The following is a 13,104-nucleotide window of genomic DNA, read 5'->3' on the forward strand; positions in this document are numbered from 1 at the left end:
ACAGGTAGGGTCGGCTTCGCCGAACCACCGGTGAGGTCAAAATGTTGCGTGCATCACCCTTGCCTTTAGGTTAGCTTTACCTTACTTATTGGGCGTTCAGGTTCTCGCTGCACGTGCAGGAAGGCTTCCCATGCGACGCCCCTTGGTCCGACGCTTGACCGCGCTCTTCGCGGCAGCCCTTCTCCTCCCCGCTGTCGCCGGCTGCGGTGTCGACGAGGACGATGCCGGGCTCGTGATCTACTCCGGCCGCAACGAGAAGCTGGTCAAGCCCCTCCTGGACGAGCTCGAGAAGGCCGTCGGCACCACGGTCGCCGTCCGCTACGGCGAGAGCGCCGAACTCGCCGCCCAGATCCAGGAAGAGGGCGACAAGACCAAGGCGGGCCTGTTTTTCTCCCAGGATGCGGGAGCCCTCGGCGCGCTCTCCAAGAAGGGACTGCTGGAGCAGCTGCCCCAGGCCTCGCTCGACAAGGTCGATGCCGCCTTCCGTGGCGGCGCGGGCGACTGGGTGGGCACCTCCGGGCGCGCCCGCGTCCTCGCTTACAACCCCGCCAAGGTCGCCAAGGCCCCCGACACCGTGCACGACCTGGTCAAGCCGGAGTGGAAGGGCAAGATCGGCTACGTCCCGACCAACGCCTCCTTCCAGGCATTCGTCACCGGCATGCGCGTCCTCGAGGGCGACGACGCCACCCGCGCCTGGCTCAAGGGTCTGAAGGCCAACGAGCCGAAGGTCTACGACAACAACCTCAAGGTCCTCGACGGCGTCGGCAAGGGCGAGGTCTCGCTCGGCCTGGTCAACCACTACTACTGGTACGAGCAGGTCGCCGAAAAGGGCGAGAGCAAGGTCCAGGCGAAGATCCACTTCCTGCCTGGCGGTGACCCGGGCGCCCTCGTCAACACGGCCGGAGTCGGCATCCTCAAGGGCAGCGACCAGGCGCCGGCCGCACAGAAGGCGGTCGACTTCCTGCTCTCGGAGAAGGCCCAGAAGTACTTCGCCGAGGACACCAAGGAGTACCCGCTGGCCGCCGGCGTCACCAGCACCGTCAAGGATCTGCCGCCATTGGCCTCCCTCGACGCCCCCAAGATCGACCTCGGCAGGCTGGACTCGCTTCAGGAGACCCTGAAGATGCTCCAGGAAGCCGGGATGGTCTGACCCTGATGCACTCCACGGATCCCGTCGCACCGGCGGATCCCGCAGCCCGCCCGGCAGGCGCCACCGTGCCCGCCGGGCGGCTGCGCGCCGGGCGCCGCCCGCCCGCCGTCCTGCTCCTGCCGGCGGCCGTCGCCGCCGTGTTCGCTCTGCTGCCGCTCGGCTACCTCGCCGTTCGCTCCCTGGAGCGTGGTCCCGCGTTCGCCTGGGACGTCATCGCCAACGAGCGCACGGCGCAACTGCTCGGCCGCAGCCTCGGACTGGCCGTCGTCGTCGTATCGGTCTCCCTGCTGCTCGGCGTGTCCCTGGCCTGGCTCACCGTACGGACCGCGCTGCCCGGCGCCCGGGCCTGGTCGGTCCTGGTGACCCTGCCCCTGGCCGTGCCGAGCTACGTAGCCGCCTTCACCTGGCTGTCCGCGTTCCCCGGCCTCGCGGGCTTCGGCGGCGCCGCCCTCGCGCTGACCCTGGTGAGCTTCCCGTACGTCTACCTGCCCGTCACCGCCGCACTGCGCGGGGCCGATCCGGCACAGGAGGAGGTCTCGCGCTCACTCGGCCACGGGCCGCTGCGGACCTTCCTGCGCGTCACGCTGCCGCAGGTGCGCCCCGCCGCGGCCGGGGGAGCCGTCCTGGTCGCGCTGTACGTGTTCTCCGACTTCGGCGCCGTCTCCCTGATGCGGTACGACACCTTCACCCGCGGCATCTACACCTCCTACCGGGCCAGCTTCGACCGCACCCCGGCCGCCGCCCTCAGCGTCGTCCTGGTCGTGATGACGATCCTGCTCGTCGCCGCCGAGGCCCGTACCCGTGGCCGCGCGGGACACGCCAGGACCGGGACCGGCACGGCACGCCCCGCCGTCCCCGCGCCGCTCGGCCGGTGGCGGACACCCGCCCTGGCCTGGTGTACGGCGGTCGTAGCCATCGCCGTCCTCATGCCGCTGGCCACGCTCGGGTACTGGCTCGCCGTGGGCAACTCCGCGACCTGGGACCCGGCCCGGCTCCTCGACACCGCCGGTACCACCCTCGGCGTCGCCGCCGCGGGAGCCGCGCTCACCACCCTCCTCGCCCTGCCCGTCGGGGTGATCGCCGCCCGCCACCGCGGCCGGACCGCACACCTCCTGGAACAGTCCGCCTACGCCGGGCACGCACTGCCCGGCATCACCGTCGCGCTCTCCCTGGTCTTCTTCGCGGTCCGCTACGCCGAACCGCTCTACCAGGAAATCCCGCTGCTCGTCTGCGCGTACGCGGTGCTGTTCCTGCCCGTCGCAGTGGCAGCGACCCGGGCCGCCGTACTGCAGTCCCCGCCGGTGCTGGAGGACGTCGCCCGCTCGCTCGGCCGGCGCCCCCTGCGTGTACTGCGCGAGATCACAGTGCCGCTGGCCGCGCCCGGGGTCGCCGCCGGAGCCGCCCTCACCTTCGTCGTGTGCATGAAGGAACTCCCCGCGACGCTCCTGCTGCGCCCCACCGGCATGGACACCCTCGCCACCCGCCTCTGGACAGAGACCGGGACCGGATCGTTCGCCGCGGCGGCCCCCTATGCCGCGGCGCTCATCCTGCTGGCGGCCATCCCCTCCTACCTCCTCGGGCGGCACCGCACATGACCGACGTACAGATCACCGGAGTGTCGAAGTCCTACGGCCCGGACGCGCCCGTCCTGCGCGGCCTCGACCTCACCGTCCCCGCCGGCACTCTGGCCGCCCTCCTCGGCCCCTCCGGCTGCGGCAAGACCACGTTGCTCCGCATCGTCGCCGGCTTCCTGCGCGCGGACGCGGGCACTGTCACCGTCGGCGGGCGCACCCTGTCCGGCCCCGGAGTCCACCTTCCCCCCGAGCGACGCCGCATCGGCATCGTCCCCCAGGAAGGGGCGCTCTTCCCCCACTTGAGCGTCGCCCACAATGTTGCCTTCGGGCTGACCGGACACGACCGCGCCGAGCGCCGCAGCCGCACCGAGGAGATGCTCGAACTCGTCGGTCTCGGCGGCTACGGCGACCGGATGCCGCACGAGCTGTCCGGCGGCCAGCAGCAGCGCATCGCCCTGGCCCGAGCCCTGGCGCCGGAGCCGGCTCTGGTCCTGCTCGACGAACCGTTCAACGCCCTCGACAGCGCCCTGCGCGCCGGTGTCCGGGCGGATGTCCGAGCCGCCCTGCGTGCCACCGGAGCCACCGCCCTGCTCGTCACTCACGACCAGCAGGAAGCCCTCTCCACCGCTGACCTGGTCGCTGTCGTACGGGACGGCCGCGTGGCCCAGTGCGACACCCCGCAAGAGGTCTACCGGCGCCCGGCCGACCCCTGGGTGGCCCGCTTCGTCGGCGACGCCGTACTCGTCCCCGGCACCGCCGACCACGGCACCGCGACGACCGCGCTGGGCCGCCTCCCTCTTGCAGCGCCCCCCGTGGGACGGAGCGAGGGCACCGTCCTGCTGCGGCCCGAGCAACTCCGGCTCACCGAAACCGCGACGGCCGCCCAGGGCACCGTCACCGACGTGACCTTCTACGGCCACGACGCCATGGTCACCGTCTCCGTCGACGGCCTGGACAGCCCGGTCGGCATCCGAGTCGCCGGGCCCGTCGCCGTACGCCCGGGCCAGCGCACCGGCATCCTCGTCAAGGGCGAGGCAACACTGCATCCATGAGCCAGAGGCGTTCCAGGGTCCCTGGCCAGGTGGTGGAGTGTTGGCGGATACGAAGGGGAGTGGCCCCGCGAACCGGTCGCCGACACACTGAGCCCCCGGGCTCCCGGTGGCCGGGCCTGTGGATGACGCGGGCGGGCGAGACCTTCGGTCAGGCATTGACGTGCCCGCGCCCTGCGGGCTCGACCGTCGTGCCCGGCCGAGCGGTCCTCCGGTCGCCTGTGGCACTTCGCGAAGACCGGGGTCCGGCTCTCACAGAAAGCCACCCGGAATGCACCTCGACCCCCTGGCGATCCTCACCGCCTTCGGTCTGATCTTCCTCGCAGAGCTCCCCGACAAGACGATGGTCGCCTCCTTGGCGATGGGCACGCGCATGCGCCCGCTCTACGTCTGGTTCGGCACATCGAGCGCCTTCATCGTGCACGTCGATCGCAGTCGGGGCGGGCAGCCTGATCGGGCTCCTGCCCGACTGGATCGTCAAGCTCGTCTCCGCTGCCCTCTTCGCGTTCGGCGCGTTCATGCCGCTGCGCGGCGCAGCGCGGCGACCTCAACCGCGCCTGCCGCAAGCCCGACGGCACCTTCGACTGGGAGGGCACGGGCGCCTGCCCGAACAACGCCCCCACCCGCCCCAACGGCGGCCAGCCAGCCAAGAGCCAGTGCGCCACGGCCGAGGTGACCACGGGCGCACCGGGCACCGTCGACCACACCATCGACGCCGGCCTCTTCCTCGACCGCCTCTGACCCCGTCCTGAGACGTGTTCCGCTTGTCGCAGCGCGCTCGGTACCCGCGCTGCGACAGCGGCACACCCGGCATCGGTCCCGGTGCCGGAAGGCCCCACGACCCGGCCCGAGGGGTCGAGGAAGTCGCGGTACTGCTCCCTGCTCCCTGCGAGCCGCTCCGGCCATCGGTGCGCCTCGCAGCTGCGCGGGAGCATTCCCAGGCCCTACGTCACTTTGACACCTACGTTGCTCCGTTCGAGGGGTGATCGAGGTGGGGGATCCGCCTGGCTGGTTGTGTGTTCGATCAGCAGTGGGCGTCGGGCGAGAACGCGACCTTGGGGATGTTGTCAGCTTGGCGGGAACCGCCCGGATTGGGCCCGGAGGAGGAGCTGGGCCGGCCACGGCAGATCGATCCCCTCGCGTCCGGCATTGGCCACGACCACGGCTCGGCCATGGAAGGAGCGATGTCGGTCACCATTCCGCGCCCCGCGTGGTGCAGTTGATCGACAGCTCCAGGGCGTCGTATGCACGCGCCCATCGTGCCGCCACTGGGGAGGCGCGGTTGTTCTGCTCGGCAGGGGTGAGACGCATCAGGGCATTGAGCCAGGTCTCGTACCACCCGTCGAAACCGGACTGGTGGCCACAGCGTGCCGAGCCCGATGCTGAATCCTTCACCTCCTGTGTGCCCAGGGCAGCTCTTCTTGGGCCTTGTCGACGGTCGTGCTGTGTTCGTCGCTGAGGGTGGCGAGGTGGCGCTCGGCGTCGAGGGCCGCTGCGCAGCCGGAGCCGGCTGCGGTGATGGCTTGGCGGTAGGTGTGGTCGACGACGTCGCCGGCGGCGAAGACGCCGGGGATGTTCGTGCGGGTCGAGGGCAAGGTGACCTTGATGTAGCCCTCGTCGTCGAGGTCGACCTGTCCGGTGAAGAGTTCGGTGCGGGGGTCGTGTCCGATGGCGATGAACAGGCGGGTGACGTCGAGGTCGCGGAGCTTTCCGGTGAAGGTGTCGCGCAGGACGACGCCGGAGAGCATGCCGTTCGTTTCCTTGATCTCGGCGATTTCGCTGTCGAAGGCGAAGGAGATCTTGTCGTCGGTGAAGGCCCGGTTCTGCATGACCTTGGAGGCACGCAGGGCGGAGCGGCGGTGGACGATGGTGACCGAGCGGGCGAAGCGGGTGAGGAAGGTGGCCTCTTCCATGGTGGTGTCGCCGCCGCCGACCACGACGATGTCGCGGTCACGGAAGAAGAACCCGTCGCAGGTGGCGCACCAGGAGACCCCGCGGCCGGAGAGCTCGTCCTCCTTGGGGAGGCCGAGCTTGCGGTAGCCGGATCCGGTCGCGATGATCACCGTCTTGGCGCGGTGGACGGTGCCGACGATGACGTCGCGGACGTCGTCGGTCGGGGTCGTCTCGGTCACGTCAGGTGTCTCAGGCCTTCGACTTGGCGTCGATCTCGGCGATGAGTCCCTCGATGAGGCCCTTGATCTCGTCGCGGATGGGGCGGACGGCCTCGACGCCCTGGCCGGCCGGGTCCTCGAGCTGCCAGTCGAGGTAGGTCTTGCCGGGGAAGTACGGGCAGGCGTCCCCGCAGCCCATGGTGATGATGTAGTCGGACGCCTGGGCGGCCTCGGGGGTGAGGACCTTGGGCTTCTGGTCGGAGATGTCGATGCCCAGCTCTGCCATGGCGGCGACGGCGGAGGGGTTGATCTGCTCGCCGGGCACGGAACCGGCGGAGCGGACCTCGACGCGGTCGCCGGCGAGGTGGCGCAGGAACCCGGCCGCCATCTGGGAGCGGCCCGCGTTGTGGATGCAGACGAACAGGACGGAGGCGGCAGGAGCGGAGGACATCTGTTCTTCCTTGGGGTGAGGCGACTGCGATGGGGATGCGGGGGCTTTTAGGGAGCGAGCTGGGTGAGGAGCTCGGTGACGCGGGCGTCGATGGCGTCGCGGATGTCGCGGACGACGGCGATCGGCGCCCCGTCGGGGTCGGCCACGGGCCAGTCGAGGTAGCGGCGGCCCGGCACCACGGGGCAGGCGTCACCGCAGCCCATCGTGATCACGGTGTCGGCGGCCTGGACGACCTCTTCGGTCAGCGGCTTGGGGTAGGCGTCGGCCAGGTCCACCCCGGCCTCGGTAAGGGCCTGGGCGATGTGCGGCGCCACCCCGCCCGCGGGGTCGGTGCCCGCGGAGGAGACGGTGACCCGCTCGCCCGCCCGGTGGGCCAGGAGGGCGGCGGCCATCTGGGAGCGGCCGGCGTTGTGGCTGCACACGAACAACACCCGGCTCGGCCCGCTCGTCAGCCCCCGGGTGTGGGCGAGAGCGTCGAGGCGGTCGGCGGTCAGCCGTTCCGCCAGCACGACCAAGTGCGTACGGACCCGTGCCTGCTCGGCGAGACGCGTGTAGGAGTCGGCGAGCAGGCCCAACACGGTTTCCGGCGCGAAGTGGCCGGCATATCGGGTGGCGAGACGGGCAGCCCCGGCGGCGAGGCGTTCGTCCGGCAGGAGCGGCGAGGAAGGCGAGGGCATGGCGATCCCGTTCAAAGGAGCCAATAGGATCAGCTCGGGCTGGTGTCAGCCCCAACTGATGTGACAGTATCAGTCCATGATGACGTCAGTCGACACTGATCTGATCCGGGTTCTGGCCGACCCGCTCAGGCTCCGGATCGTGACCCTGCTCGCCCGCGAGACGCTCTGCACCACCCACCTCGTGGAGGAGACGGGCGCCAAGCAGACGAACCTCTCCAACCACATGAAGGTGCTGCGCGAGGCGGGGGTCGTGGAGACGGAGCCATGCGGCCGGTACATCTACTACCGCCTGCGCCCGGAAGTCATCGAAGCCCTCGCCGGTCAGTTCGCCGACCTCGCCCAGACCGCGCGAGCCACCGCAGAAGCGAACCTCAAGCGGTCCTGCCCATAGCCTTCCGCGCTTTGCCTCACCTGCCCGAGGAGAACCAGCCTTGACCGCCACCCAGCCCGTCGGCACCCCGATACCTGCCGACGTGCCCCAGCCCGCACCTGGCGCGACCCCGCCCCGCACCCCGCTGATCGCCCGCGCCGCCGCCGAGCTGGTCGGCACTGCGGCACTCGTCGCGGTGGTCGTCGGCTCGGGCATCCAGGCCACAAAGCTCACCCAGGACGTGGCCCTGCAGCTGCTGGCCAACTCCACCGCCACGGTCTTCGGGCTCGGCGTCCTCATCGCGCTCCTCGGCCCGGTGTCCGGGGCGCACTTCAACCCGGCTGTGACGCTGGCCGAGTGGTGGACCGCCCGCCGTGGCGGCGCCGGCGTCACCGCCCGCGAGCTGGCCGTCTACGTGCCTTCGCAGATCGCCGGTGCCATCGCGGGCGCGATCCTGGCGGACGCGATGTTCGGCGAGCCGCTGGTGAAGTGGTCGACGCACGACCGCTCCGCCGGGAACCTCCTCCTCGGCGAGGTGGTCGCCACGGCCGGCCTGATCCTGCTGATCTTCGGCCTGGCGCGCACCGACCGCCTGCGCTTCGCGCCCGTCGCCGTCGCCTCGTACATCGGCGCCGCGTACTGGTTCACCTCCTCCACCTCCTTCGCCAACCCGGCCGTGACCATCGGCCGCGCCTTCACCGACACCTTCGCGGGCATCGCCCCGGCCTCCGTGCCCGGCTTCATCGGCGCGCAGCTGGCCGGCGCGGTCGTGGGCCTGGCCCTGGTCGCGGTCGTCTTCATGCGCGGCAAGACGGACGACGGAACGCCTGCGGCATGACGCAGCGCACGGACGTGGTGGTGATCGGTGGCGGCCAAGCAGGACTCGCCGCCGGATACCACCTGCGCCGCCTGGGCGTCGAGCACGTCATCCTCGATGCCCAGACGGCGCCCGGCGGAGCCTGGCAGCACACCTGGGACTCCCTGCGCCTCTTCTCCCCGGCCCAGTACTCCTCCTTGCCCGGGCGGCTCATGCCCTCCCAGTCGGGGGAGCTCCACCCTGACGCCGCCCACGTCGTCGAGTACCTCACCGACTACGAGAAGCGGTACGCGCTCCCCGTCCAGCGCGGCATCTGGGTCGACAGCGTGCACCGGGACGGGCCCGGACTGCGGGTCGAGACGGACTCCGGAGCATGGATCGCGCGGGCGGTGATCAGCGCCACCGGGACCTGGACCCGTCCCTTCGTGCCCGCTGTTCCCGGACGGCGCGACTACCGGGGCCGCCAGCTGCACACCGTTCAATACCGCAGCCCGTCCGAATTCGCCGGACAGCGGGTGGTCGTGGTCGGGGGCGGCAACTCGGGCGCTCAGATCGCCGCCGACGTCGCCGGTACGGCCGAGCTGACCTGGGTCACCCAGCGCCCGCCCCGCTACCTGGCCGACGACATCGACGGCCGCGCCCTCTTCGACGCGGCGACCGCCCGGCGCCGCGCCCTCGACGAAGGCCGCACCGACACCGGAGGCGTCGCCTCCCTCGGCGACATCGTCGCCGTTCCGCCCGTACGCGCCGCCCGCGATGCCGGACTCCTCAGCGCCCGACCGATGTTCACCTGCCTCACCACGACCGGGGTCGAGTGGGCCGACGGTACCCGGACCGAAGCGGACACGGTCATCTGGTGCACCGGCTTCCGCCCCGCCCTCGCCCCTTTCGCCTCGCTGCGCCTGCGCGGGAGCCGTGGCCGCATCGCGACCGTCGGCACCCGCGCCGCGGATGAGCCCCGCCTGCACCTGCTCGGCTACGGCGACTGGACCGGCCCCGCCTCGGCCACCCTCATCGGCGTCGGCCGCCCCGCCCGGGAGGCGGCCAGGGAGATCGCCGGGCTGCTGCGGGCTTGACCTTCGAGTCGGGTTGAAGGTTTACGTTCGAGGTATGAGCACACTGCGCATCTCGCAGCTGGCCGAACGCTCCGGCGTACCGGCTTCCACACTGCGGTTCTACGAGACGGCTGGCCTGCTGCCCGCCGAGCGGACGTCGTCCGGGTACCGCCAGTACGGGCCGGACGCGGTGGAGCGGCTGGCCTTCATCTCCTCCGGGAAGCTGCTGGGCCTCGCGCTGGAGGACATCCTCGATCTGCTCGACGTACGGGACGCGGGGGTGTGCGCCGCGGTGCGGGCGCGGATGATGCCGCTGGTTGCCGACCGGATCGCGGACGCGGACCGCCGCTCGGCCGAGCTGGCGGCGTTCTCCTCCCGCCTCTCCGAGGTCCACCGACAGCTGTCCGGGCCGGCGCCGTCCGGCGGATGCGGCCCGGACTGCGGCTGCACCACCACCGCCGAGGAGCAGCCCCAGGCACCAGGGCCTGTGATGGTCGAACTCTCAGCCCGCCCTCGGGAGGCGGCCGACGAACCATGGCGGGAGGCGCCGGTGGCCTGCACGCTCGGCGTAGCCGAGCTCGGCCGGCGCGCCGCCCAGTGGCAGGACCTGGTCGCGCAGGCCACCGGCCGTGAAAAGGTCACCGACGGAATCCGCCTGGCCTTCCCCAGCACACCGGAGCTGGCCGCGGAACTCGCCGCGCTCGCGGCGGCCGAGCAGGACTGCTGCGCGTTCTTCGACTTCACCCTGAGCCTGGCTCCCGCACGCCTGACGCTGACCGTGCGCGCGCCCGAAGCCGCGAGCCGCCTGCTGGCCGACCTGTTCGGAGCCACCGTATGAACCCCGAGACGAAATCCTCCGGCAAGTCCCTCCTCGGCGTGGGTGGCGCTCGGTGTACCGGCCCTGCGCGGCCTGCTGCATCGGCCCGATCCTGGCCGTCCTCGGCGGGCTGGGAGTGCTCTCGGCCGTCGGCGCCCTGTGGGTTCCCGCCCTGGCCGCCGTCACCGTTCTCGCCGCTGGCGCCACGGCATGGGTGTGGCACCGGCGTCGCAGGGCTGCGCCTGCACGACCGCGCCAGGGCCCGCCGACCTGGGCCTGCCCACCCCGCCGCCCGCAGAAGGACGGACCCGCTTGCCACAATGAGCCGGGCCCCGGGCAGGGCCGCCGCACGATCAGTACGGACGTACAGCAAGGGGTCATCAGGGTGTCGCAGGAACCGCAGGGTCCGGTCGCGCGCATGGAGCACCACCAGATCCCGGTCTACCTCGGCGCCATGGCCCTGGGCGCACTCCTCGGCTGGGCGGTGCCGTCGGCGGGGCCGGGACTTGAGCACGCCATCAACCCCGTCCTGGGGGCACTGCTGTTCGTGACCTTCCTCCAGGTCCCGGCCGGCGACCTGATCCGCTCCCTGCGTGACGGCCGGTTCCTGTCCGCGGCCCTCGTGGTGAACTTCGTCGTCGTACCCCTGGTTGTCGCCGCGATGTTCACGTTCCTGCCCGCCGACCAGGCCGTACGCATCGGTGTCCTGCTGGTGCTGCTGTGCCCGTGCGTGGACTACGTCATCGTCTTCAGCGGCCTGGCCGGAGGGGACAGCCGTCGGCTTCTGGCCGCGACCCCGCTCCTGCTCGTCGCGCAGATGCTGCTCCTGCCAGGCATGCTGTACCTGTTCATGGGGCCCGACCTGGCCGACATCGTCGAGGTCGGCCCGTTCCTGGAGGCCTTCCTCTTCCTCATCGTGATCCCCCTCGTGCTGGCCTGGGCCCTCCAGGCGTGCGCGGCCCGTACGGCGGCCGGGCAGAAGGTGTCGGATGCGGCCACGACGACGATGGTGCCGCTGATGGCCGCCACCCTCATCACCGTGGTCGCCTCCCAGGTCCCCAAGCTCGGCGGGAGTCTCGGCGATGTCGCGGCCGTCATCCCCTTCTACGCGGCGTTCCTCGTGGTCATGGCCTTCGCCGGACGCCTCGTCGCCCGCCTCTTCCGCCTCGAAGCGCCCGCAGCCCGCGCGGTCGTCTTCACCGGAGCGACCCGCAACTCCCTGGTCGTGCTTCCCCTGGCCCTTGCCCTCCCCGACGAGCTCGCGGTCGCGGCGGTCGTCGTGGTCACCCAGACCCTGGTCGAGGTCATCGGCATGGTCGCCTACGTGCGCCTGGTGCCGCGCCTGGTTCCGGAGCCGGTCACGGTCGCGTGAGGATGGTGCAGATCTCGCCTTCGGAGCAGGTGCCGGGGTCGGTGGCGGCGGCCCGCCGGGCGAGTTCGCGCAGCGCGGTGCATGTCGTGCGGAGTTCGGCCATGCGCTGCTCGATGTCCGTCAGCCGCTGATCGATGAGGCTTGTGACCTGGGCGCGCGGGGCCTGCCCGCTGTCGCGGATCCTCGGGACCGAGCGGATCTCGGCGAGCGTCGGGCCCGCACCCTGGGCGTCACGGATGAACGCCAGCCGGCCCGCCGCCTCCGGCGCGTAGTCGCGGTGGCCGCCGGTCGTACGGGGTGGAGCGGGCAGCAGCCCTGCCTGCTCGTAGAAGCGGATGGTCTTGGCCGTCACCTGGCCGGCTGCCGCGAGGTCTCCGATGAGCATCCCTGCACGCTACGCCTTGACCTTCCAGTGTGCTGGAAGGTCTATGTTCGGTTCACAAGGCCACCGACCTGGAGGGACAGCGGGATGCGGATCACGATCCTCACCGTGCCGGACTGCCCGAACGTACCGGTCGTACGCGAGCGGCTCATGGCGGCACTCGACGGCCGCGCAGCCGGGATCGAGCTGGTCGAGGTGTACGAGGAGTGCGACGCGGCCCGGTGGGGCATGAGCGGGTCTCCGACCGTTCTTCTCGACGGAATCGACCCCTTCGCACCAGCCCCGGCAGGCGGACGAGCAGGACTGCTGCGAGACGGACCTTCTGGACCCGATCGGCCGGGCAGGACGCGGCAGGCGCGCGCCCGCGGAGCGTGGCCTGCGGGTGGTCCAGCAGGCGATCCTGCGGCACTTCGCCACTACGGGCCGCGCCCCGGATGCCGCCCTGCTCGAACCCTTGGCAGCAGAAGCCGGGCGGACAGTCGACGACGTCCTGGCCGAAGCCAGGCCCGCGCCACCCTGATCGGGCAGCAGACCTTCGGCCCGCTCCTCCAGGACGGCTGACCGCACAGCCGCAGCCGCATCCGTTATGCCCTGCCGGGAGCGGGCATCTTTGCCACCCGCGGCCGACTCGTTGAGTACCGGCCCAGAACTGGCAGGCCATGATGAACGCGATCGCGATGGACCGGCAGGCCGTGCACAAGGACTACGAGCGTGCCCGCCAGACCTTCCACCGCCTGATCGACAGCGCCTCCAAGAAGGAACTCTCGAGTACCACCCACGGCACCAAGTGGACCAACGAGCAGCTGCTGTGGCACATGCTGTTCGGCTACGTGGTCGTCCTGCGTCTGCTGGTCCTGGCCCGCGTCTTCGGCCGGCTGCCCCGGAGCGCGAGCAGGCTTTTCTCCCGAGTGCTCGACGCGGCGACCGTACCCTTCGACTGGGTCAACTACGTCGGCCCGCGCGGGGCGGTGAAGTTCTACGGGCCGCAGCGGATGGGTGCCGCATTCGATCGCGTCATCGACTCCCTGCACCGCCACCTGGCCTCGGAGCCGGATGCCCGGCTCGCCCGCGGCATGCACTACCCCGTCCGCTGGGATCCGTTCTTCAAGGACTTCATGACCCTCGCGGACATCTATCGCTACCCCACCCAGCACTTCGACTTCCACCGTCGCCAACTCACCCTGCACGATGGCGACTGACACCGGCGGCCGGACGAGCGGCGCCACGCCATCTGTGGGCTATGGCGCTCCAACAGCACCGGTCGCGCCAGGGGGGGTCC

At 71.3% G+C, this 13,104-nt stretch carries 12 protein-coding genes and 2 pseudogenes; 10 read left to right on the forward strand and 4 right to left on the reverse strand.

Translation table 11 applies throughout. The annotated features are described in order from the left end of the window. Window positions 1-130: 130 nt before the first annotated feature. The 4 genes and pseudogenes from ACWGE1_RS05300 to ACWGE1_RS05315 all read left to right on the forward strand — a co-directional run. Entirely contained in the window at window positions 131-1,150 is a 1,020-nt protein-coding gene (locus ACWGE1_RS05300; protein WP_453419202.1) for an iron ABC transporter substrate-binding protein, read from the forward strand. 5 nt (window positions 1,151-1,155) lie between these two features. Further along, window positions 1,156-2,745: an ABC transporter permease gene (locus ACWGE1_RS05305; RefSeq protein ID WP_453419203.1), complete on the forward strand. Its 1,590-nt coding sequence runs from the start codon at window positions 1,156-1,158 to the stop codon at window positions 2,743-2,745. Then, on the forward strand, window positions 2,742-3,776 hold the full coding sequence (locus ACWGE1_RS05310) for an ABC transporter ATP-binding protein (RefSeq protein WP_453419204.1): 1,035 nt from the start codon (window positions 2,742-2,744) through the stop codon (window positions 3,774-3,776). Before ACWGE1_RS05305 ends, ACWGE1_RS05310 begins: the two co-directional genes overlap by 4 nt. Before the next feature lie 268 nt (window positions 3,777-4,044). Next, a pseudogene (locus ACWGE1_RS05315) lies at window positions 4,045-4,309 on the forward strand (TMEM165/GDT1 family protein); the annotation flags it as partial. An 855-nt stretch (window positions 4,310-5,164) separates the two neighbouring features. On the opposite strand, the pseudogene ACWGE1_RS05320 reads toward ACWGE1_RS05315, so the two are convergent. The 3 genes and pseudogenes from ACWGE1_RS05320 to ACWGE1_RS05330 form a co-directional block, all read right to left on the reverse strand. Further along, window positions 5,165-5,863, reverse strand: a pseudogene (locus ACWGE1_RS05320) (NAD(P)/FAD-dependent oxidoreductase); the annotation flags it as partial. Window positions 5,864-5,915: 52 nt separating this feature from the next. After that, complete coding sequence (locus ACWGE1_RS05325; RefSeq protein ID WP_266608171.1) at window positions 5,916-6,335, reverse strand: arsenate reductase ArsC; 420 nt, start codon at window positions 6,333-6,335, stop codon at window positions 5,916-5,918. A gap of 47 nt (window positions 6,336-6,382) precedes the next feature. Then, complete coding sequence (locus ACWGE1_RS05330) at window positions 6,383-7,012, reverse strand: arsenate-mycothiol transferase ArsC (RefSeq protein WP_453419205.1); 630 nt, start codon at window positions 7,010-7,012, stop codon at window positions 6,383-6,385. A 76-nt stretch (window positions 7,013-7,088) separates the two neighbouring features. Between ACWGE1_RS05330 and ACWGE1_RS05335 the strand changes: the two genes are divergently transcribed. The 5 genes from ACWGE1_RS05335 to ACWGE1_RS05355 all read left to right on the forward strand — a co-directional run bounded on the left by ACWGE1_RS05335 (window position 7,089) and on the right by ACWGE1_RS05355 (window position 11,443). Continuing rightward, on the forward strand, window positions 7,089-7,403 hold the full coding sequence (locus ACWGE1_RS05335; protein ID WP_390140778.1) for an ArsR/SmtB family transcription factor: 315 nt from the start codon (window positions 7,089-7,091) through the stop codon (window positions 7,401-7,403). A 40-nt stretch (window positions 7,404-7,443) separates the two neighbouring features. Beyond that, entirely contained in the window at window positions 7,444-8,220 is a 777-nt protein-coding gene (locus tag ACWGE1_RS05340) for an aquaporin (protein WP_453419206.1), read from the forward strand. After that, window positions 8,217-9,275: an ArsO family NAD(P)H-dependent flavin-containing monooxygenase gene (locus tag ACWGE1_RS05345; RefSeq protein WP_453419207.1), complete on the forward strand. Its 1,059-nt coding sequence runs from the start codon at window positions 8,217-8,219 to the stop codon at window positions 9,273-9,275. Before ACWGE1_RS05340 ends, ACWGE1_RS05345 begins: the two co-directional genes overlap by 4 nt. A gap of 34 nt (window positions 9,276-9,309) precedes the next feature. After that, window positions 9,310-10,092 carry a MerR family transcriptional regulator gene (locus ACWGE1_RS05350; RefSeq protein WP_453419208.1) on the forward strand — a complete coding sequence of 261 codons (783 nt, stop codon included), beginning with the start codon at window positions 9,310-9,312 and terminating at the stop codon, window positions 10,090-10,092. Window positions 10,093-10,456: 364 nt separating this feature from the next. After that, on the forward strand, window positions 10,457-11,443 hold the full coding sequence (locus tag ACWGE1_RS05355; RefSeq protein ID WP_453419209.1) for an arsenic resistance protein: 987 nt from the start codon (window positions 10,457-10,459) through the stop codon (window positions 11,441-11,443). Here ACWGE1_RS05355 and ACWGE1_RS05360 read toward each other — a convergent pair. Continuing rightward, window positions 11,430-11,828: a MerR family DNA-binding transcriptional regulator gene (locus ACWGE1_RS05360; protein ID WP_453419210.1), complete on the reverse strand. Its 399-nt coding sequence runs from the start codon at window positions 11,826-11,828 to the stop codon at window positions 11,430-11,432. The genes ACWGE1_RS05355 and ACWGE1_RS05360 overlap by 14 nt on opposite strands. Window positions 11,829-12,484: 656 nt before the next feature. On the opposite strand from ACWGE1_RS05360, the gene ACWGE1_RS05365 reads away from it, so the two are divergent. After that, window positions 12,485-13,024 (forward strand): DinB family protein, encoded by a 540-nt coding sequence (locus tag ACWGE1_RS05365; RefSeq protein ID WP_453419211.1) that lies wholly within the window; start codon window positions 12,485-12,487, stop codon window positions 13,022-13,024. Window positions 13,025-13,104: the final 80 nt, after the last annotated feature.

This window comes from Streptomyces sp. NPDC054932 (assembly GCF_053610205.1).